Annotated in this window: 17 protein-coding genes and 1 tRNA gene; 9 read left to right on the top strand and 9 right to left on the bottom strand. The window is 71.1% G+C overall.

The features are described from left to right. Positions 1 to 267 precede the first annotated feature (267 nt). Positions 268 to 341 (bottom strand) — tRNA-Leu (locus ABFJ78_RS35425). Positions 342 to 439: 98 nt separating this feature from the next. Here ABFJ78_RS35425 and ABFJ78_RS35420 point away from each other — a divergent pair. After that, complete coding sequence (locus ABFJ78_RS35420; RefSeq protein ID WP_364452623.1) at positions 440 to 661, top strand: DUF3618 domain-containing protein; 222 nt, start codon at positions 440 to 442, stop codon at positions 659 to 661. 6 nt (positions 662 to 667) lie between these two features. Here the strand turns inward: ABFJ78_RS35420 and ABFJ78_RS35415 are convergent, their stop codons facing one another. Beyond that, positions 668 to 1,081, bottom strand: a complete 414-nt coding sequence (locus tag ABFJ78_RS35415; protein WP_436392012.1) for a hypothetical protein — start codon at positions 1,079 to 1,081, stop codon at positions 668 to 670. A 205-nt stretch (positions 1,082 to 1,286) separates the two neighbouring features. Further along, positions 1,287 to 1,844 (bottom strand): TetR/AcrR family transcriptional regulator, encoded by a 558-nt coding sequence (locus tag ABFJ78_RS35410; RefSeq protein WP_436392010.1) that lies wholly within the window; start codon positions 1,842 to 1,844, stop codon positions 1,287 to 1,289. 128 nt (positions 1,845 to 1,972) lie between these two features. Here ABFJ78_RS35410 and ABFJ78_RS35405 point away from each other — a divergent pair, with 128 nt between their 5' ends. After that, positions 1,973 to 3,430, top strand: a complete 1,458-nt coding sequence (locus tag ABFJ78_RS35405) for a flavin-containing monooxygenase (protein ID WP_436391546.1) — start codon at positions 1,973 to 1,975, stop codon at positions 3,428 to 3,430. Positions 3,431 to 3,481: 51 nt separating this feature from the next. On the opposite strand, the gene ABFJ78_RS35400 is transcribed toward ABFJ78_RS35405, so the two are convergent. The 3 genes from ABFJ78_RS35400 to ABFJ78_RS35390 form a co-directional block, all read right to left on the bottom strand. Then, complete coding sequence (locus tag ABFJ78_RS35400) at positions 3,482 to 3,952, bottom strand: helix-turn-helix domain-containing protein (RefSeq protein ID WP_436391544.1); 471 nt, start codon at positions 3,950 to 3,952, stop codon at positions 3,482 to 3,484. Positions 3,953 to 4,192: 240 nt separating this feature from the next. Further along, positions 4,193 to 5,854: an LCP family protein gene (locus tag ABFJ78_RS35395; RefSeq protein ID WP_436391543.1), complete on the bottom strand. Its 1,662-nt coding sequence runs from the start codon at positions 5,852 to 5,854 to the stop codon at positions 4,193 to 4,195. A 143-nt stretch (positions 5,855 to 5,997) separates the two neighbouring features. Further along, positions 5,998 to 8,151: a phospholipase A2 gene (locus ABFJ78_RS35390; protein WP_436391541.1), complete on the bottom strand. Its 2,154-nt coding sequence runs from the start codon at positions 8,149 to 8,151 to the stop codon at positions 5,998 to 6,000. A gap of 162 nt (positions 8,152 to 8,313) precedes the next feature. Between ABFJ78_RS35390 and ABFJ78_RS35385 the strand changes: the two genes are divergently transcribed. Next, complete coding sequence (locus tag ABFJ78_RS35385; RefSeq protein WP_436391539.1) at positions 8,314 to 9,180, top strand: hypothetical protein; 867 nt, start codon at positions 8,314 to 8,316, stop codon at positions 9,178 to 9,180. 104 nt (positions 9,181 to 9,284) lie between these two features. Here the strand turns inward: ABFJ78_RS35385 and ABFJ78_RS35380 are convergent, their stop codons facing one another. Continuing rightward, positions 9,285 to 10,712: a GGDEF domain-containing protein gene (locus ABFJ78_RS35380; RefSeq protein WP_436391537.1), complete on the bottom strand. Its 1,428-nt coding sequence runs from the start codon at positions 10,710 to 10,712 to the stop codon at positions 9,285 to 9,287. Between the two features lie 297 nt (positions 10,713 to 11,009). Beyond that, positions 11,010 to 12,224, bottom strand: coding sequence for an MFS transporter (locus ABFJ78_RS35375; protein WP_436391535.1), 1,215 nt, complete (start codon positions 12,222 to 12,224; stop codon positions 11,010 to 11,012). A 384-nt stretch (positions 12,225 to 12,608) separates the two neighbouring features. Here ABFJ78_RS35375 and ABFJ78_RS35370 point away from each other — a divergent pair, with 384 nt between their 5' ends. Next, positions 12,609 to 13,505 carry an SDR family NAD(P)-dependent oxidoreductase gene (locus tag ABFJ78_RS35370; RefSeq protein WP_436391533.1) on the top strand — a complete coding sequence of 299 codons (897 nt, stop codon included), beginning with the start codon at positions 12,609 to 12,611 and terminating at the stop codon, positions 13,503 to 13,505. A gap of 92 nt (positions 13,506 to 13,597) precedes the next feature. Here the strand turns inward: ABFJ78_RS35370 and ABFJ78_RS35365 are convergent, their stop codons facing one another. Further along, positions 13,598 to 15,454, bottom strand: a complete 1,857-nt coding sequence (locus ABFJ78_RS35365) for an AMP-dependent synthetase/ligase (RefSeq protein WP_436391531.1) — start codon at positions 15,452 to 15,454, stop codon at positions 13,598 to 13,600. Positions 15,455 to 15,647: 193 nt separating this feature from the next. Here ABFJ78_RS35365 and ABFJ78_RS35360 point away from each other — a divergent pair, with 193 nt between their 5' ends. From ABFJ78_RS35360 to ABFJ78_RS35340, 5 genes are all read left to right on the top strand, one after another. Continuing rightward, complete coding sequence (locus tag ABFJ78_RS35360) at positions 15,648 to 16,304, top strand: transcriptional regulator (protein ID WP_436391529.1); 657 nt, start codon at positions 15,648 to 15,650, stop codon at positions 16,302 to 16,304. A 598-nt stretch (positions 16,305 to 16,902) separates the two neighbouring features. Further along, a complete protein-coding gene (locus tag ABFJ78_RS35355) occupies positions 16,903 to 19,404 on the top strand; it encodes a nitrate- and nitrite sensing domain-containing protein (protein ID WP_436391527.1) in 2,502 nt (833 codons plus the stop codon). After that, entirely contained in the window at positions 19,404 to 19,817 is a 414-nt protein-coding gene (locus tag ABFJ78_RS35350) for a roadblock/LC7 domain-containing protein (RefSeq protein ID WP_372664208.1), read from the top strand. Before ABFJ78_RS35355 ends, ABFJ78_RS35350 begins: the two co-directional genes overlap by 1 nt. Beyond that, complete coding sequence (locus tag ABFJ78_RS35345) at positions 19,814 to 20,185, top strand: DUF742 domain-containing protein (RefSeq protein WP_072476759.1); 372 nt, start codon at positions 19,814 to 19,816, stop codon at positions 20,183 to 20,185. The genes ABFJ78_RS35350 and ABFJ78_RS35345 overlap by 4 nt, the downstream gene beginning before the upstream one ends. After that, positions 20,166 to 20,768: a GTP-binding protein gene (locus ABFJ78_RS35340; protein WP_086674902.1), complete on the top strand. Its 603-nt coding sequence runs from the start codon at positions 20,166 to 20,168 to the stop codon at positions 20,766 to 20,768. Before ABFJ78_RS35345 ends, ABFJ78_RS35340 begins: the two co-directional genes overlap by 20 nt. Positions 20,769 to 20,772 lie beyond the last annotated feature (4 nt).

Genomic DNA, 20,772 nt, shown 5'->3' with positions numbered 1-20,772 from the left:
AGCCGGCTGAGAGGCGGAGCCGACCGGGAGCCGGCCAGGGCGGGAACAGGGGCGGGAGCCCCGGGGAGGAGCCCGCCAGGGCGGGGCCGGGGGCGAAGCCCCGAGAAGGGGTCCGGGGCGAAGCCCCGGGGAGGGGGTCCGGGGGCGAAGCCCGCCGGGCGGGGTCTGGGGGTTGCACCCCCAGAAGACACGACGAAGTGGAGCCCGGCGGAGACGCGAAGCGTCGAGCAAGGAGCAGAGCGAAGCGTCGAGCAAGGAAGCGGAACGTGGGCCCGGAGAGACTCGAACTCTCACTGGCATGGACCTAAACCATGTGCCTCTGCCAATTGGGCTACGGGCCCGTTGCGGTTGGCAGCGTAGCGTGCGGCGTGGCCGGTGTGGTGGTTGCGGGGCGGTCGTCTAAGTTGGGGTTCGGCAGTTGTTGTGGCGAGGAGGACATGTGGCTCGCGATCCGGAGACGATCGAGCGTGAGATCGAGCAGGCCAGGACCGCTTTGGCGGCGACGCTTGATCAGCTGACCGTCAAGGCGGACCCGAAGAAGCTCGCGGATGCGGCTCAGCGTGGGGTGCGTGCGAAGCTGGACAACCCGAAGGTCAAGTATCCCTTGATCGGTGGCGGGATCCTTGTGCTGGTTCTGTTGGTGCGCAAACTGCTGAAGTAGCGCGGGTCAGGCGCGGGCCTGCTCCGTTGTCTTCTCGGCGGCGGCGGGCTCGGTTGCCGGCTTGCTTTCCTCGACCGCTTTGGGGAGCTGCTTGCTCGGGGGCAGTGCCGGCTTCTTGTCCGAAGCGGCCTTCTGCTGCTTCGGGACGCTGCCGGGTGGCGGGACCTCGAGCGGGGGCAGTTTGGGGAGGGTCAGCCGGGCCGTCATGTAGGCCTGGGTGAACTCGAACGCGCTGCCGTTGAGCAGGTGGACGACGGTGGTTTTGCCGTCGCCGCCGAGTTCCTCGACCAGCTGGTCGGCTCGGTCGCGCGCGGCGATGATGCCGGGTGCTCGCGCGGTGAGCTCCTTGCCCAGGCCGCTGACCGTGATCGCCCAGTCGGCGTCCTCTTGGATGTACGTCGCCGTGATCGCTTCCACCATCTGCCTCACGCCCCTCTTCTCCGCCACCATGCTTTACACAACCGTGACGCCGCCACCGCATTCCCATGACGCGGTATCGGCGCCCCCTCTCGGCTGCGAAAAGTCCAGCACACTTTCTACCGTGTCCTCGATACCGTAGAGCAACTCTGTGTCACACGACACGACAGCGCTGAGTAACGACCGAATGGCCTAATGCACTTGCAAACTACCGTGCACGGTGCTGGAGGCCGCTCCACAGCACGTCCATGGCGTATTCGGTGGCTGTCTGGGGGCTCACTTCGTCGTGGCGTTCGCACCAGATCGCGAGCCGTTCGCAGGCTCCGACCACGAATTCCGCGGCCGCTTCGGCGCGCAGGTCGTCGCCGCTGTCGAAGTAGCCGCTCATCAGGGCGGCGATGAGGTCGGTCTGCTGGCGGCGGGTCTCCTCGACCTCGTCGGCGGCCGGCGTGCCGATCAGGGCCATTTCGTGCCGCAGGAGCGACCATGCCTGGCGCCGCTCGCGGATGAAGACGAAGAAGGCCAGCAGGCCGCGGCGCAGGGCGTCCTCGGCGGTGGCCGCGCCGACCGTCGCCTGCTCGGTGACCTCGCGCAGGACCGACCGTGACTCGCGGATGCAGGCCAGGAGCAGGCCTTCCTTCGAGTTGAAGTACTCGTAGAGCATCGGCTTGGAGACGCCCACCAGTTCGGCGATCTCGTCCATGGACGCGGCCGCGTAGCCGCGCGCCGAAAACACCTCTTCGGCGACCTCGACCATCTGCCGCATCCGCTCGGCCCGGGGCATGCGCTTGCGCTTCGCGGTGGTCACGGGTGACACTCTACCGGTAGTAACCTACTCTGAGTAAGCTGGACGACGAGTAACAGGAAACAGGGCACAGGCAACCGGGAGGCGCGATGGGCAACCGCACGGAGACCGGGGTCGTCATCGTCGGGACCGGGTTCTCCGGTCTCGGCATGGCGATCCAGCTGCGCAAGGAGGGGCGTGACGACTTCGTCATCCTCGAAAAGGCGCACGACGTCGGCGGTACGTGGCGGGACAACAGCTACCCAGGGTGCGCCTGCGACATCCCGTCGCACATGTACTCGTTCTCCTTCGAGCAGAACCCGGGCTGGTCGCGGGCGTACTCGCCGCAGCCGGAGATCTGGCGGTACATGCGCGAGGTGGCGGACAAGCACGATCTGCGCCGGTTCATCCGCTTCGGCCAGGAGATGACCGGGGCGCGCTGGGACGCCGACGAGAACCGCTGGCACGTCGCCACGACGGGCGGCGACGAGTTCGTGGGGCACGCGTTGGTCGCCGGGGTCGGCGCCCTGCACCTGCCGATGATCCCGGAGCTGCCCGGCATCGAGAAGTTCGAGGGCCCGGCCTACCACTCCGCGCGGTGGCGCCACGACGTCGACCTGAAGGGCAAGAAGGTCGCCGTGATCGGCACCGGCGCCAGCGCGGTGCAGTTCGTGCCGAAGATCGCGCCGGAGGTCGAGGAGCTGACGCTGTTCCAGCGCACCCCGCCGTGGATCATGCCGAAGGCCGACCACGAGATGTCCGGGCGCACGCGCGCGCTGTTCAAGGCGTTCCCACCGGCCCAGCGCGCCTACCGGAACCTGCTGTACTGGCTGCTCGAAGCGCGCGCGATCGGCTTCAACGGCCAGTCGTGGGTGATGAAGCTCGGGCAGCGGCTGGCCAAGCGCAACATCGACCGCGCGATCAGCGACCCGGCGCTGCGGCGCAAGGTCACCCCGGACTACACCATGGGCTGCAAGCGCGTGCTCATCTCCAACGACTACTACCCGGCGCTGGCGCGGGACAACGTCGAGGTCGTGACCGACGGCGTGCGCGAGGTCCGCGAGCACAGCGTCGTCGACGCGGCCGGGGTCGAGCACGAGGCCGACGTCATCGTCTACGGCACCGGCTTCCACGTCACCGACGCCTTCGACGACCTGGAGATCGTCGGCCGCGACGGGCGGAACCTCGGCAAGGAGTGGGCGACCGAGGGGATGCGGACGCACCTCGGGATCACCGTCGCCGGCTTCCCGAACCTGTTCTTCCTGCTGGGCCCGAACACCGGGCTCGGGCACAACTCCGTCGTGTTCATGATCGAGGCCCAGATCTCCTACGTCGCCGAGGCGCTGCGGCTGGCCCGGGGCAAGGCGATCGAGCCCAAGCCCGAGGCGCAGGAGCGGTTCAACACCGCGATCCAGCGCAAGCTCGCGAAGGGCATCTGGACGCGCGGCGGCTGCAAGAGCTGGTACCTGGACGCGAAGGGCGTCAACCGGACGATCTGGCCGGGCTTCACCTGGCGGTACTGGCTGGACACGCGCAAGGTGCGGCGCGAGGACTTCCTCGTCGGCTGACCCGGACCCGGTCCCCCACCGGCGGAGGAGGCCGGTGGGGGACCGCGGGGATCAGCGGGAGGCGTAGCGGCGCAGGCGCGCGATCAGGTCGACGGTCGGCAGCCCGCACAGCTCGGCCATGCGCTCCAGCGCCGGCAGGTCGAGCGCGATCTCGCCGGCGCCGTGCTCGCCGGCCTGGTGCAGCCGGTCTTCGGCCCAGCGGCGCAGCGGCAGCAGGTCGTCGGAGGCGTCGGCGACGACCTTGCGCAGGTCGACGCGGACCCGGCCGGGCTCGTCGACGAACACCCGGCGGTGCACCTTGGCCAGCAGGTCCTGGGGCAGCTCGTCCATCGCGACGCACAGCTCGACCAGGCGCACCACGGAACACTGTCTGGTGCCCAGTTCGTAGGTGGCCAGCGTCTGCAGCGAAATCTCGCTCTGCAGGTGCTGGTTCAGCTCCTTGCGCGTCCAGCCTCGGCTGCGCCTGAGCTTGCGGAGCTCGTCTCCGAGAATCCGCTGATACTCCTCAGCGTCGATCAGCACATCAATGTCCCCTGCCGTGCTCTCCCGCGGCACCCGCACGGTGGTGACAAGTTTCCCGTGCAGGTGCACCCTCACGTGTATGTAAGTGCGCAGGAGCCCGGCCCTTACGCGATTCCGGGCATGTCTTTGATACCGATTGCGCGAGTTAGGCCAAACGGGTTAACGGCAGGTGGCCGAGTGTGCAAATTGCAGTTTGCAGACTACGGAAAAGGCCCTGAAGACGCTGGTACCAGCCGTCTTTCAGTTGACGCAGGGAACGCCTTCGGCGGTGATCGGCTTGTCCTCGTCGGCGACCGGCGGAGGAGCCGGGGCCTGCGACGTCGCGCCCGCGGCGGCGCCGGACCCGGCGCTCGCGTTGGAACTCGTGCCCTCGTAGTCGGCGCCGAGGAACACCATCACGTGTCCCGATTGGACGCTCTTGTCCTCTTGGATCGTGGGCGAGCCGCCGAGGGCGTCGGCGACGGCCTGGCCCTTGTCCTTGCCGCCCTTCGGCACCCAGATCACCGTGGTCCTGCGGGCGGTCGCGTTCGCCGTGTCGCCGGAGGTGAAGCCCTTCGCCTCCAAGGTCTTGGCGACGCTCGCGGCCAGGCCGGTCTTGCCGGAGGCGTTGCGCACGTCGACCGTGGTCGCCTTGTTCGCGGGGTCGGCCTGCTGCGCCGGCGGTGTCGTCGCGCCCGGCTGCGGCCCGGCGAGACCCTGCACGAACTGCTTCACCTCGGCCGGGTCGACCTGGATGGCGACGCCGTCTTCGGGCGTCTTGTACTCGACGTTCTTGACCGGGATCGTGCGGAACTCGAGCTGGCCGCCGGTCAGGCCCTTCATCTGCTGGGCGAACCCGAAGATGTCCCAGTTCTGGTTGAGCACGACCGACTTCTTGATGGCGTCGATCAGGTCGGACAGCTTGCCCGGGTTGGTCAGCGTGCCCGCCGAGAGCACCTTGCGGGCCATGCCCGCCATGAACACCTGCTGGCGGACGACCCGGTCGAGGTCGCCGTTGGGCAGGCCGTGGCGCTGCCGGACGAACTCCAGGGCCTGCACACCGGAGATCGTGTGCTGCCCCTTGGTGAAGTCCGCGCCGGAGTACTGGTCCTTGACGTTGTTGTTGAGGCAGACGTCGACGCCGCCGATGGCCTTGGTGATGTCGCTGAACCCGAGCAGGTTGACCGCGGCGTAGTTGTCGATGGTCGACCCGGTGAGCTTCTCGACGGTCTCGATGAGCTCCTTCGCCCCGGCCTGGTTGGCCTTGACGTCGAGCTCCTTCGGGTCGGTGACGCCCTGCTTCTGCAGGTCCTTGCGGGCCGACAGCATCGCGCGGGCGTAGGCGGAGTTGATCTTGTGCTTGCCGTAGCCGCCGGGGATGTCGACGTAGGTGTCGCGGGGCAGCGAGATCGCGACGGCCTTGCTGCCGTCGTTCGGGATGTGCACGAAGATCAGCGAGTCGGTGTTGAGCTCGCCGTCGGCCTCGCCGGCGCGCAGCTCGTCGAGCACCTCGCGCGAGAGCGGGTTGCCCTGGGCGTCGGTGCGGCTGTCCAGGCCGACCAGCAGGATGTCGCGGGCGCCGTCGGCGGGCTTGTCGCCGCCACCGCCGTCGCTGAGCACGTTCGCGTAGTTCAGCCCGTTCACCAGGCCCTGCATGGCGGCCCACGCGTACCCGGTCAGGCCCATCACCAGCAGCGACACGACGGCCAGCGCGATCTTCGCGCCGCGGAAGGAGTTGCGGCGGGCGCGCGGGGCCGGTTTCGGCTGGGGCCGGCGGGCCGGCGGAGCGCTCCGGCGCGCGTCCACCGGTTCACGGCGGGGCGCGGGACGGCGGGGCGGCGGGGTGCCGCGCCGGCCTGGCTCGTCCTGCCAGGGCCGGGCGGGGCGGCGGTCGCCTTGCCCGTTCCGAGGCGGGTGATCCACGCGGGCGACTCCTCACTGCTTCGATCGGTGGTCCTGGGGTTGGGACGCATGGTGCCCTCACCTGGTTGCCGTAGCGTTACACATCCCCCGGTGAATGTGGCACGCACCACCCAGTTTCCCGCATCCGCGCGGGTTACGCCTGGTCAGGACGTCGCATTTGCCGGTCTGCGAGCCGGCAGCAGCGTGCCGGCGGCCGCGAGCAGGGCGAACCCGGCGGTCGCCGCGTGGAGCGTGACGCCGAGGAGCTCGGACGTGCCGCCGCCGTCGGCGAACAGCAGCGAGGGGGCGCAGGCGAGCGCCGTGGTGAGCCAGGTCCCGGTCGCCGCGCCGGCCCCGAGCCGGATCGTGTGCAGCAGGAACACCCCGAGCAGCAGGTGCACCAGGCTCTGGATCGGGTCCAGCCGCAGGCCCAGCAGGTCGGCGTCGGCGGCCACCCCGCCGAAGCGGGTCAGCGCGAAGCCGAACACGCCGAGCGTCGCGTAGCCGATGCCGAACGCCGCCGCGGCCCGGGTCAGGACGACCGTCCGGCGCCCGGGGAGCTCGGCCGCGCGGGGCCGCCGGACGCCGTGGGCGTGCCGCTCGAACCACCAGAACACCAGGGTCGCGGGCACCGCGAGCAGCCCGACCGCGACCAGCGTGCGCGGCCGGACCAGCCAGCTCAGCCCGTCGGCGATCCGGCCGGGCAGGTAGACGACGGCGACCAGCAGCAGCATCCCGGCGAGGAACGCCAGGTAGAGGCTCATCGGCGCGCGCAGGACGAACCGGCAGGCGGCGGCGACGCGGGGCCGGTCGCCGAGCCGGGTCAGCGGGCCGGCCACGAGCCCGAGCACGCCGAGCTGGACCAGGCCGAGCAGCAGCACGCCCCACGGCGGGGCCGACAACGCCGCCGGGGCGCCCGGGCTGCCGAGCAGGACGGGTGGCCCGGCCCGCAGGACGCTCGCCACGGCGAGGCCCGCGACCCCGGTGGCGGCGGCCGCGGCGAGCAGGCGTCGCGACGGGCGTACGCCGTCAGCGTGCGCGAAGGCGAGTTGCTGAGCGAGGAGCGCGAGGGCGAACGTCGCCGCGAAGCGGGGCAGGGGCGAGCCGATCCAGTTCGCGGTCGCTTCCCCGGCGACGACCACCGCGAGCAGCCCGGCCGCGGCGCTCACCGGGGCGCGGCGGTGCAGGGCCAGCAGCGGCGGCGCGCAGACGATCGTCAGCAGGTAGACCCCGAGCAGCCACAGCGGGTGCAGCGCGATCCGCATGACCGTCGCCGTCGTCCCGGCCGGGATGCCGAGCAGTTCGAGCGCGAGCGGCGTCAGGAGGGCGACGACGGCGAAGATCAGCGCCGGCCGCAGCAGCGGGCTCGCGCGTTCGGCCAGGAAGTGGCGGTAGCCGCCGCCGTGGTCCTGTTCGGCGCGCCAGCCCGCCGCGTTGGCGTGGCCGCCGGCGAAGAAGATCAGCGGGGCGAGCTGGGCGAGCCAGGTCACCGGCCAGAGGGACGCCTCGGGCGCGCCGGCCCAGTGCGCGAGCGCCGTCACCGACTCGCCGACGAGCAGCAGGACGACTCCGCCCGCGCCGAGCAGCGCCCACCGGCTGACTTCGGCGGGGGCGACGGCGGGCGCCGGCACCCGCGGCTCGCGTCGCGCGCGCAGCCAGCCGCGCAGCCGGAACACGAGCAGGCAGGCGATCACGAGCACGCCGGCGACCATCGGGCCGATCGGGTCGCCGACCGGCGGGCCCCAGCGCTGGTGCCACGAGTTGACGACCAGGCCGGCCGAGTAGAGCGTCGCGACGACCCGGCAGGTGCCCGCCGAGTTCATCGGGTTCAGGTCGCAGGCGTGGTGCATGTCGTGGGAGAGCTGGTTGTCGAGCGCTTCGCGGACTTCGGGGCCGAGCGGGTGGCCCTTGCGGTCGGCGTAGCGCAGCAGGTCGTAGCCGAGGTCGTGCGCCTTGCACGGCACGGCGTAGTCCCACTTCGTGTTGTCGTCGCCCCACGGCGTCGAGCAGCCGCCGTCGGTGTGCACGGCGCGGACGGTGCCGTCGCGCGCCGGCATCGCACCGGGTGTGACGCCGCTGAGCGCGGTGAAGTCCTTCGGCAGCCGCGCGAGCGCGTCGGGGTGCGGGCCGGGGTGGACGAGCGCCTCGATGGCGTTCCGCGCGGCCAGGACGTCGCCGGTGGGCGGGCCCTGGTCCGGCGGCGCCGGCGGGCGCGAGGCGATCAGGCCGAAGGCGAAGACGACCAGCAGGACCAGCAGCAGCCAGCCGGACGTCGACCAGGGGCGGCGGACACGCGGCGGCTGGGTCGGGGCTGGCATGGTCCCAGGGTGCCAGCCCCGCCCGGAAGGCGACACGGGGATAACCCCCGGGATCGCGCTGCCCGATCGGGTGGCTCTCGGGGCTGCCCTTTCTTACGTTCCGCGACCGGCGCCGACCCGGGAGAATGACGGACGGGGGTGCGGCGACCAGGAGGGCGTGCGGTGGGCTCGCTTGTGGTGCCCGTGGAGAACACGGTGTGCGCGTTGCGCCGGCTCGCTCCCGGTGCGGCGTTGCGCTCGCCGGCCGCCCCGGAGCTGCGGGTGCTGGCGCGGGCGTTGCGGTCCTGTGCGCCGGCGGAGCTGGCTGCCGCGCGGCCGGGCGCGGTGGTGCGGGCGGTGCTGGCCGCGCAGGCACGCGCGCTCGACCGGGCGACGACGGGCCTGTTCGGCTCGGACGCCCCCGAGGCGGCCCGGCTGGTGCGGGCGGCCCGGTTCAGCGGGCGTGGTGCGGTGTTTTCGCGGGTCCGGGCGGAGCCGGGCCTGCGGACGGCGGCACTTGGCTGGGCAACGGCGACGGGAGCGCGCTTGCTGGCCGACTCGCTGCGGGGCGTGCCGCTGGTCCCGGACGGCGCCGACGGGCGGTTCGCGGCGGAGCTGGCGGTGGCGGCGCTGCTGCCGCGGGCGGAGGCGGGCGGCGAGGCCGTGGCCGTCGACGGCCGCGCCGGCTTCCTCGAGGCCCGGTCGGTGCTCGTGGGGGCGAGCGGGTTCCGGGTCGACATCCGGGCGGACCCGCCGGTGGAGCTGACGGGCGACGGTCCGGCCCTCGCGTTGCGGGCGCTGTGGTGGAACGGCCTCGGCCGGGTGACCGACGACCTGGGGCACGAGTACCTGATCCTGCGGAAGGACCCGGAGGGCAGCGGGGTGGTGCGCCACTGGTGCCACCCGAGGCCGGCGCCGGGGGCGAAGATCCTGAGGCTGGAGTCGGCGGGATACCGGGGCGAGAGCCTGCGGCTGGGGCCGGTGGTGGCGCACGGGACGTCGGCCGAGGTACTGGTGAAGCGGGAGCTGACGGTCCGGCTGGGTGCCTAGTGCAGCCGGCGACTCGGGCTGCCGCGACGTCATGAACGACTCGTTCAGCGCGTCCGACGACATGAACGACTCGTTCATGTCGTCCGGCCGGCCGTCACCAGGGTTCAGCCGGGCGTGTTCCCGGCACTGCCCGGGAGGCCGCCACCCGGGGTGTCCGGGGCGAAACACACCTGGTCGCGGCCGTTCTCCTTCGCCAGGTACACCGCCGCGTCCGCGGACTGCAGCAGCCGCTCCAGCGTGTCTCCGTGGCGGGGGTGGCGGGCCACCCCGATCGAGGTCGTCCGGTCCGCGATCGTGGCCGGATCGCCGCGCTTGTCCGTTGTCACTATATGCAACTTGGCAATCGCAACACGTATGCGTTCCGCCGCGTCCCACGTCGACTCTTCGTCGATGTCCGGGAGCAGAATGAGGAATTCCTCACCCCCGAAACGGCCGACCAAGTCGCTCGGTCTCGTCACTTCGTCGAGGGTTTGCGCAACCGTGCGGAGCACGTCGTCACCCGCCGGATGTCCATAGGTGTCGTTAATCCACTTGAAGTGGTCGAGATCGACCATCAGCAGTGCCAGTTGATCACCCGATCGGGCGGTGCGTTCGAGTGCGCGCTCGGCCGACTCGGACCAGCCGCGCATGTTGAGAATCCCGGTTTTCGGGTCGGTCCGGACGTCGTTCTGGAGCTGGTCGAGTTCCGCGAGCCGATTGAAGACCACGGTCGCCACCGCCATCACGACGACCAACGGCGGCACGACGGCGAGCAGGATCGCGGTCACCGCGCCGAGGCCGATGGTGACCGCTTCGAGAAGGTTGTCGGCCGGGCTGCCCAGGACGTTACGCAGGGTCGGTTCGGACGAAAGCCCGAGTGCCAGTGCGCCGCCGACGTAGAGGATCTGGATGGCTTCGTACACGACGCCGGTGACGACGACGGTGCCCGCTTCCTGCCAGAAGCCGGCCCAGCCGGACTGGCCGAGCAGGTGCGGTCCGAGCGCCACGTAGGTGAGGTGCGCGACCGCGCCGGCGAGGCCGTGCGTGATCGACGAGAAAATGAAGTTGTGGGCGGGCCGCCGGGCGATGAACCAGTGCTGCGTGCGAATGAGGGAAACGACGAGCAAGGTCAACGGAACGGGCAGGATCAACGCCGCGGAAAACGTCCACACGGCGGTCAGGTCGATGAGGACCTTTTTGGTCCGGTTCCGTCGTCGTTCCTCTTGCCGCTGCGTCAGTTGAATGTGGACGGTGGCGCCGACGGCGAGAATTACGAAATTGATCCAGTCGCGGGAGCCGGGGACCGGGGAATGGGCGAAGGAAACCGCGAGCACGGCGACCGCGACGGCTTCCAGGCCGAGCATGAACGCGATCAGCACCGGCGGGCGGCGCCACAGCGCCCAGTTGCGGGGCCGGTACGGGTGGTCGCGCCCGACCGTCCCGGCCGGATCGCCGGGCCGGTCGGCGTGCTCGTTCACCGGCGGGCGCCCGGCGGTGTCCCGCGCGGGCCCGCCGTCGTCGGCGGACGGGTCGTCGTCTGGTCCGGCATGCAATTGGTCACCTCCTTTCCAGCCTAGCCCCGCACTTGAGTAATCTCATCGGTACCTGTCAGAGTGTTGACGCATTCCGTGGCCGGGTATCATCCTTCAACAACGCCGGGTCGCCGGAACGCGGCTCAATAGGTTGTCGAAGCTTCCCAAGATGGAGGTGGACCAGTGCGTAACCGCGACGCCTGAGTCGACCGCGAATTGCTCGCCGTCCCCCAGCTGAATGTCATTCATGATCTTGCCTGTACGGAGAGGTGGCGACCGATGGCCAACCGTGACGGCTGAAACCCGTGGGATATCCGTTCATGACGACCGCGGCTCCGGTTCCGCTTCGCCGACCCGGCGCCAGGCCACCGCGACCGGGACGGCCAGCAGCAGTCCCACCGCCCCCGCCAGGGCGATGGTCGCGTGCGTGGAACCGAGCCACTGGGCCACGAGCCCGCCGATGCCGACGCCCACACCCTGGGCCACCCGCAGCCCCGTCCGGTAGAGCCCGCCGCCGCTGCCGCGGATCTCGTTGGGGATCCACGTGATGAACGTGGCGGTCACCGTGATGACGTACGCGCCGGTCGCGCCGGCCAGCGCGAGCAGGACCAGCGCGACCGCGAGGTTCGGCCGGAAGGCGAACGCCGCGAGCGCGGCCAGCGGCAGCGCGGCCAGCACCCCCAGCAGCCGGCGCCGGTGTTCCGTCGAGACGAACCGCGACAGCAGGAACGTCCCGACGACGAAGCCGAGCGGGTCGGCCGCCAGCAGCCAGCCCACCGCCTGGTCGCCCGCGCCCAGCTGCGCGGCGAGCGGCGCGGCGAGGCCCTCCGGGATCACCGCGAGGCCGACGAGCCACGACAGGTAGAGCAGTACCCGGAGCCGTTCGTCGCCGAAAACCTGCCGGACGGCGCCGAACCACGGGGCGCCGCCGTCCCCCGCGGCCGGTCGGCGCAGCACCGCCAGCCGCACGGCGACGGCGGCGACGAGGAACGTCAGCGCGTCGATCGCCAGCGCCCACGACGTCCCGACACCGGTCACCAGCAGCCCGCCGGCGGCGAGGCCGGCCAGCATCGCGGTGTTGTTCGTGATCCCGCGCAGGTCCTGGCTCTGCAGGTAGACGTCGTCGTCGCCGAAGATCTCGCGGCCGAGCGCGTTCTGCGCCGCGTTGCCCGGCGCGTTCGCCAGCCGGGCGAAGACGAAGAGGACGAACAGCCAGCCCATCGGCATCCCGGGGATGGCCATCAGCCCGATCAGCACGGCCTGCGCGAGCGAGCCGGTCACCAGCACCGCGCGCCGCGGGAACCGGTCCGCGAGCTGGGACAACCCGAGCCCGCCGGCGAGCGCGGGCAGGAACGTCAGCGCGTAGACGACGGCGGAGAGCAGCGGCGAACCGGTCCGGTCGAAGATGAGGATGGCCAGCGCGACGATGGTCAGCTGGTCGCCGAGCATCGACTGCGTCTCGGCGAACCACAGCGCGCGGAACTCCCGGTTGGCCAGGACGGCCCGGAGCCGGGGAGTCGCGCGCGTCGTCACCTCGTAACCACCGTCCCCCGATCGAGTGAATGGGTCGTCCGCATTGTGCCTCGTGCGTGACGACCCCGTCCGGGGGAGTCACACCCTCCGCCCGGAAGCACTGACAGTATGCCGCCGATTACGGGCCGGTGTCTCCGGAACGTCCGACTCCGCGTCCTTCGGGAGCCGATCGGGTTACGCCCGCTCCGGGGGCCCGCGATTGGCCGTGACCGGCCCACGGGTACCTCCGGGCTGATCGAACCGGATTCGCTCGGCGCAGGGCGGCGGCCGCTCGTCGTCGCGACGATGCCCCACTGGACCGAATGGGCCAAGACTGGACAGCAGAGCCGGCCGGGGTGGACGGACCGCGCCAATGGCGGCGCGCCGCAGAGCGGGGAGACGACGATGGACGGGTTGATGCAGGGCAAGGCGGTCGTGGTGACCGGCGCCGGCCGTGGCCTTGGCGAGGCGTTCGCGGTGCACGTCGCGCGGGCGGGCGGGTCGGTGGTCGTCAACGACATCGACGTCGAGCTGGCCGAGCGCACGGCGGAGAACATCCGCGCGCACGGCGGCCGTGCCGTGGCCAGCGGGCACAGCGTGGCCGAGGCCGGGGAGGCGCAGGAGATCGTCGACCTCTGCGTCAAGGAGTTCGGCGGGATCGACGGGCTGGTGAACAACGCGGGGCTGAACTACGAGGCGCTGCCCTGGGAGGACGACGCCGAGCAGGCGCGCGAGCTCGTCGCCGTCAACGTCATGGGCGTGGTGAACACCGGCCTGGCCGCGATCAAGGCGATGGTCGACGTCGGCACCGGCGGCTCGATCGTCAACATCTCCTCGGGCGCGTCGCTCGGGCAGCGCAAGCTCGGCGTGTACGCGGCGAGCAAGGGCGCGGTGGCGTCGCTGACCTACTCCTGGGCGCTCGACCTCGAAGAACAGGGCATCCGCGTCAACGCCGTCTGCCCGCTCGCGCACACGCGGATGGTGTGGAAGTCCGAACGCTCGCTGCGCGCGTGCCCGCCGGACCGCACGCCGGGCCGGATCGCGCCGGTCGTGCTGTTCCTGCTCGGCGAGGGTTCGCACGGCATCACCGGCCAGATGATCCGGTGCAACGGCCCGCAGCTGCACGTCATGGGCCAGCCGTTCCTCAAGCAGCCGATCCTCGAGCGCCCGGTGTGGGACACCGAGACGGTGCAGAAGGCGTTCGACGAGGTCTTCTCCGCCCACCTGGAGAACTACGGCCTGGAAAAGCGCGTCCCGCCGCGGCTGCGCAAGTGGACCGACACTTCCCCCCGAACCGCCTGACCACTTTGCGTCCCAAAGCCGAGCTTTCCCTAGGAAAGATGCGTCCGAGGGGCCTTCGGACGCATCTTTCTCAGCGAAAGTGGCGAGTTGGGCTAAGCGCCGGCGGCCGGCTCGGGGTCGCGGGTGGCCGCGTACAGCGCTTCGATGTCGGCTGAGTAGCGGTCGTTGATGACCCGGCGCTTGAGCTTGAGCGTCGGGGTCAGCTCGCCGGACTCGGGCGTCCACGCCTTCGGGAGCACGTGGTAGCGCTTGATCTGCTCGATCCGGGCCAGCCTGCTGTTCGCCGACTCGACCGCGCGTTCCAGCTCGGCCCGCACGGCCGGGTGGTCGGCGAGCTCCTCCGGCGCCGCCTCGACGCCGTTCGCCGCGGCCCAGCCGGGGGCGATCTCGTCGTCGAGCACGATCAGCGCCGTCACGTACGGCCGGTCGTCGCCGATCGCGACCGCCTGGCCGATCAGCGGGTGCTCCTTGAGCAGGCCCTCGACCCGGGTCGGCGCGATGTTCTTGCCGCTCGAGGTGATGATCAGCTCCTTCTTGCGGTCGGTGATCGTCACGAAGCCGTCTTCGTCGACCGTGCCGATGTCGCCGGTGGCGTACCAGCCGTCGGCGTCGGTGGCGTCCTGGATCGTCCCGTCCTCCTGGAGGTAGCCGAGGAAGACGATCGGGCCGCGCACCAGCAGCTCGCCGTCTTCGGCGACCTTCACCTCGACGTCAGCGAGGGGCTTGCCCACGGTCCCGGCCCGGAAGTCCGAGCCGGAGTTGGACGTCGCCGCGCCGGTCGTCTCGGACAGGCCCCAGACCTCGCAGATCTCGACGCCGAGGCCGGCCAGGAAGTAGATGATCTCCACCGGGAGGGCGGCCGCGCCGCTGGAGGCGACCAGCACCTTGTCCAGCCCGAGCAGGGCGCGGATCGGGGCGAGCACCGTCTCGTCGGTCTGCCGGATCTTCTCGGCCAGCTCCTCGGGCACCGGCTGCCCGGCGCTGCGCAGCTTGTAGCCCTGCTGCAGCAGCTCGTTCGCCTGCAGCAGCGCGGTGCGCCGGTCCTCGGGCACGCCGCCGAGCATGTTCTTCAGCCCGGCGACCATCTTCTCCCACACGCGCGGGACGCCGAAGAAGCTCTCCGGGTGCACCTGGCCGAGGGCGCCGACGACGCCGGCCGGGTCGGCGAGCGTGTGCACGTGCCCGGCCCAGACGATCGGCAGGTAGATCGACAGCTCCCGCTCGGCGATGTGCGCGAGCGGCAGGTACGCGATGTTCGACGCGTGCATCGGCGGGTGGTGCAGCTCGGTCACCGCGTACGCCTGGTGGATCGCGTTGCGGTGCGACAGCACGACGCCCTTGGGGTCACCGGTCGTGCCGGAGGTGTAGATCATCGACAGCGGGTCGTCCGGCTTGATCTCCTGCCACGACCGCTCGAACACGTCGGGGTCGGCGGCAAGCGCTTCCCGGCCCTGTTCGCGCACGGAAGCGAAGGAGTGGAACCGGTCGTCGCCCTCCGGGATCGCCGACTCGTCCATGACGACGACGTGGCGCAGGGCCGGGAGGTCGTCGAGCACCTGCCGCCAGCGCGCCAGCTCGGTCTCCCCGCCGAGCACGACGACGGGTGCCGCGCTGTGCCGCGCGACGTACCGGATCTGGTCCGGGCTGAGCGTGGCGTAGGCGGTGCACGGGATCGCGGAGAGGTGCGTCGCGGCGAGGTCGGCGATGATGTGGTCCGGGCAGCCGGGCGCCATGATCAGCATCCGGTCGCCGGCGGCGAGCCCGAGCCCGGCGAGGCCGCGCGAGACCTCCGCGATCGCGGTGCGGAACTCCAGCCAGCTGAGCGTCGGCTTGCCTTCGATGTCGAGCGAGGTGATCGCCGGCAGGTCCGGGTAGTCGACCGCGTTGCGGTGCAGCAGCCGCGGGATCGTCAGGCCTTCGGTCTGCTCGGCGACGGACGGGGTGGTCAACGCTGGCCTCCTCGGTGCTGAAGATGGCCCACACTGTATTGGCTCCCCGCCGAGGTGGATAGAGAATCGCGGCCACGTCAAACGCTGCCTTCACACGGCTGCCGCACGTCAGCTCCCCACGACTGTCCACAGTGCACACGGGCGGTGGCGCGCGAACTCCGGTTCAATGGAGGTGGACTTCTAGGGGGAAGCGATGACGCGGTCGGCTCGGAAACTGCTCGACGAGATCCAGGCGGAGCTCGCGCCGCGGGACGGCGACAACCGGCTCGTCCCGCTGATCACCGCCGGCCGCGCGCCGCGCGCGGTGTTCGCGGCGCTCGCCGCGGAGGAGAAGCGGATCACGCTGTCGGACTGGCGCAGCTTCCACGCGCTCGCCGCCCGCGCCGACGAATCGAACGCGCGCACGTTCTTCGGCGGTCTCGCACCGGGGGAGCAGCAGGCGAATGCGATGCTCGACGCGTTGGTCGCGGCGGCTGGTCCGGACCACGGGAAGGAACGGCCGCGCGCGGGTTGCCAGGCCTACCCGGCGTACGTCGCGTGGCTCGCGCTGAACGGCGAGTCCTCGGCGACCGCGGCGGGGATCTTCGCGAACTTCGCCGCCTTCGGCCGCTACTGCGCGGACGTCGCCGCGGGCATGCGCCGCCACTACGGCTTCCGCGACGACGCGTGCGCGTTCTTCGACTTCTTCGCCGCGGACGTTCCGGAAATCGAAGAACAAGCGCTCGCCGCGATCCAGGCCGGGATCGACGCGCACCGGCTCGACGAACGCGAAGCCCACCTCTACGCCCGGCTCTTCCAGAGCTACGAACTGCAGTTCTGGAACACCCTCGCCGACGAGTTCCCGGGCTGACGGCCGCGGAACCGGTTCCAGGTCCCTCGCGGGTGCCACGCGCAGTGGTCGAACCACTGCGAATGCGGAATAGCGGGAATTCGGGCTCACCGTCCGGGGAATCCGCGGTGACGGTGTCGAATGCCGCGCAATTCCGCTTTGCCGAGACCGCGAACCCCGGACGAAGAGGCCGACCCTGCTCGTCGTGGCGTGTCCGTGACCTTTCTCACCGAACCGTCCGGCCGTTCCGTACGTAGCGGAACCCGCCGGGACCGTTGGGTCGATCGCACCACCGAAGAGCCTGCACCCAAGGGGCGGAACGGAAGTCGGCCTGGGACGAAGGTCACGACTTTCGGTGGTGGACTTTCCAAGCGCAGGCAGCAAGTGTGGACGGGTCACCGTTCCAAGATCACGTTCTCGCCACGGACTTGACGAGCCCTGAGCGGCTGCATACCGTCGTCGCGGGCGAAGCAGACCACGGTGATGTTGATCCGGCTGGTCGGAATCCGGGTGTTGACCGCCTCGGGCGACCCGAAACCATGTACTGCCGGAAGGAAAACGGACCCAGGTGAAGCAGATTTCTCTTCGACGCAACCGGGGATCCTCGATTCGGAAGCGCGTGCTCACGATCGCGCTCATCCCCAGTGTGGCCTTGCTGCTCGTCGGCGTGGCCCTCGCGGGCTACCTCATCTACGACGCCGTCAGCGCACGCGACTACACGACCAAGATCCGGAACTCGGAAGCCCCGGCGATCCCGTTCTTCGCCGCGCTCCAGCAGGAGCGCCAGGCGACGCTGAGCCTCCTGGCCGGCCAGGGCAACCAACGCGCCGTGCTCGCGGCCATCCGGCCGAAGGTCGACGCGACCGCCGCGAAGGAGATCGAGAACCTCCGCGACAACTTCGCCGACTACGACGGCACGCCGCCGAGCGTCCAGAAGAACATCGCCACGTTCTTCGGGCTGTTCCAGCAGCTGCCGCAGACGCGCCAGGCGGTCGACGGCGGCCAGATCCAGATGCTGCAGGCGTTCACCTACTACAACAAGATCATCGACCAGTTCACCGACGGTGTCGCCGGGCTGGCGCAGAACGCCCGCGGCGCGCAGAACGCGTTCGACCGGCTGACCGCCATCCCGCTGTTCACCGCGGCGGACGAGATGCAGCGCAGTGACGCCCTCGCCGCGGCCGGGCTGGCCGCGGGCGGCCTCGGCAACGACGAGTTCCGCACCTACGTCGGCCAGGTCGGTGCCTACCACGCGCAGCTCGACGCGTCGGCGCCGAAGATGATCCCCGAGGTCAAGGCGAAGTACGACCAGCTGCTGGCCAGCCAGCCGTGGCAGACGGTCACCCAGGTCGAAACCGCTTTCCTGCGCGGTGACCTGTCGAAGCTGCCGGTCGCGCAGGACCAGTGGCGCACCGCCGCCCGCCAGGTCGGCGACGCCCTGATGGGCATCTTCGTGGCGCAGAGCTCGAACGCGAGCGCGGCCGCCATCGACGACGCCGACTCGACGTTCACCGAGTCGCTGATCGCCGGCGTGATCGCGGTCCTGTTCGCGGTCTTCGTGGTGTTCGTCGCCGTCCGGCTGTCGAACCGGCTCATCGGCCGGCTGCACCGGCTGCGCGAGGACACCCTCGACGCGGCCGAGGTCCGGCTGCCCGAGCTGGTCGCCCGGGTCCAGGCGGGCGAGCCCGTCGACCTCGAAGAGGGCGGCCACTTCCTCGACCACGGCACCGACGAGATCGGCCAGGTCGCCGACGCGTTCAACAAGGCGCAGCAGACCGCCATCGCGGCCGCCATCGAAGAGGCGAAGATCAAGGAGGGCACCAAGACGGTGTTCCTCAACATCGCCCACCGCAGCCAGGTCATCGTGCACCGCCAGCTCAAGGTGCTCGACCAGGCCGAGCGCAAGCAGGAGGACCCGGAGCAGCTGGACACCCTGTTCCAGCTCGACCACCTCTCCACCCGCGCCCGCCGCAACGCCGAGAACCTGATCATCCTCGGCGGCGGGCAGCCGGGCCGGCAGTGGCGCAACCCGGTCGGGCTGGCCGAGCTGGTCCGCGGCGCGTCCGCCGAGACCGAGGACTTCGCCCGGGTGAAGACGGCCGCGCTGCCGCAGATCGCCATCCGCGGCCCGGTCGTCGGCGACCTCGTGCACCTGCTCGCCGAGCTGATCGACAACGCGACGTCGTTCTCGCCGCCGCAGTCGCGGGTCGAGGTGCGCGGCAACGTCGTCGGCAAGGGCGTCGTGATCGAGGTCGAGGACCAGGGCCTCGGGCTCGAGCCGGACCAGACCGAAGAGATCAACTCGATGCTGGCCAACCCGCCGGACTTCGGGATCATGGCCCTGTCCGACGAACCGCGCCTCGGCCTGTTCGTGGTCGCGCGGCTGGCCGCCCGCCACGGCATCCAGGTGCACCTGCGCGAGTCGGCCTACGGCGGCACCCGGGCCATCGTCCTGGTGCGCACCGACCTGCTGGCCCCCTTGGCGGAGTCCGAGCCGGAGCAGCCGATCACCCCGCCGAAGCCGGAGCTCGTGCCGAACCCGGCCGAGCCGGAGCCGGTGAACGACGAGGTCGCGCCGCTGCGGCGGCCGGTCCGCCGCCCGGCCCGCCACCGCACCGAGCCGCCGGCCCCGGTGACCCAGCCCGAGCCGGTCGCGCCCGTCGCGCCGCCGGCCCCGGCGCAGCCGCCGTCCGCGCCGACGCCGGTCCCGGTCGGCTCGGTGCCGGTGTCCGAGCCGGTCAGCCAGCCGACGCAGGCGCAGCCGGCGGTCGGCCCGGTGCGCCCGGCCGCGCCGCCCGCCCGGACGTCGCGCCCGGCCCGCCCGGCCGCGCAGCCGCCGGTGTGGCCGCCGTCGGAGCCGCGGCCCGCGGTGTCCGAAGGCCGGCCCTCGCAGCCGCGCCGCCCGGAGGCCCCCGGCCGCCCGCCGCTGCCGCAACGGCGACGTCAGCAGAGCCTCGTGCCGCAGCTGCGGGAAGATAGGCCCGCACAGGAACGCGAAGAGGTCAGGCTGGACTCGCCGGAAGCCGCCCGCAGCAGGCTGTCCGCTTTCCAGCAGGGCACCCGCCGGGCCCGTGACGAAGAACCGGCTGAGAACGACGACAGGTACGGAGAGCGCGACTAATGGCCAACGTCAGTGAGCTCGACTGGCTGCTGGACGACCTCGTCAAGCGGGTCGCCGGGGCGGACCGCGCGGTGGTCCTGTCCTCGGACGGCCTGCTCATCGGGCGGTCGGGCAACCTGTCCGAGGAGGACGCCGAGCACCTCTCGGCGGTCGCCTCGGCGTTCCAGAGCCTCGCCCGCGGGACCGGCCGGCACTTCGGCGGCGGCAACGTCCGGCAGACGATGGTCGAGATGGACCACGCGTTCCTGTTCGTGACGGCGGCCGGCCGGGGCGCCTGCCTCGCGCTCCTGGCCCGCGAAGACGCGGACATGGGCCTCGTCGCGTACGAGATGAACCTGATGGTGAAGCGGGTCGGCCAGGTACTCACTTCGGCTCCGCGGACCGGCGCCGGCGTCCTGCCCACGTCGCCATGAGCGGACGGCACGAAGCCTGGTTCGACGACGAGGCCGGCCCCCTGGTCCGGTCCTACGCGGTCACGGGCGGCCGCACCCGGTCGGACACGCTCGGGCTCGACCTCATCACGCTCGTCGTCGCGCTGCGGACGGCGCACGAAGCGGGCATGCTCGAACCGGAGTACGCGCGCATCATCGCCCTGTGCCAGCGGCCGGTCTCGGTGGCGGAGGTCGCCGCCCGCGTCGACCTGCCGCTGCCGGTGGTCAAGGTGATGCTCAGCGACCTCATCGAGCAGAACCTGGTGCTGTTCCGCACCGCGGCACCGGTCCAGGAAACCCCCAACCGACACGTATTGCAGGCGGTCCTTGATGGCATCCGGAAACTCTGACCCCCGGCGGAACCTGACCGCGACCGCGGTCAAGGTACTCATCGCCGGCGGGTTCGGGGTCGGCAAGACCACGATGGTCGGCTCGGTGAGCGAAGTGCCGCCACTGCGGACCGAAGAGGTCATCACGACCGCGTCCGAGGGGGTCGACGACCTCTCGGGGATCGAGCAGAAGACCACCACGACGGTCGCGCTCGACTTCGGCCGCATCACGATCAACCCGGACCTGATCCTGTACCTGTTCGGCACGCCGGGGCAGGACCGGTTCTGGTTCATGTGGGACGAGCTGGCGGAGGGCGCGCTCGGCGCCGTCGTGCTGGCCGACACCCGCCGGCTGGACAGCTGCTTCGCGGCGGTCGACTTCTTCGAGCGCCGCAACCTGCCGTTCGTCGTCGGCGTGAACTGCTTCGACGGCGCGTACCGCTACGGCACCGAGGAGGTCCGGCAGGCGCTCGACGTCGGCATGGACGTCCCGCTGCTGCTGTGCGACGCCCGCGAGCGCGAGTCGACGAAGCAGGTCCTGACCAGCCTGATGGAACACGTGATGGCGCGGTCCGACCTGGCGGCCGCCCAGGGCGGCTACTAGATCG

Source organism: Amycolatopsis sp. MEPSY49, assembly GCF_051337345.1.
Lineage (GTDB): Bacteria > Actinomycetota > Actinomycetes > Mycobacteriales > Pseudonocardiaceae > Amycolatopsis.
The sequence above is the reverse complement of the archived record's forward strand: the minus strand, read 5'-3'. Positions and strand labels throughout refer to the sequence as shown.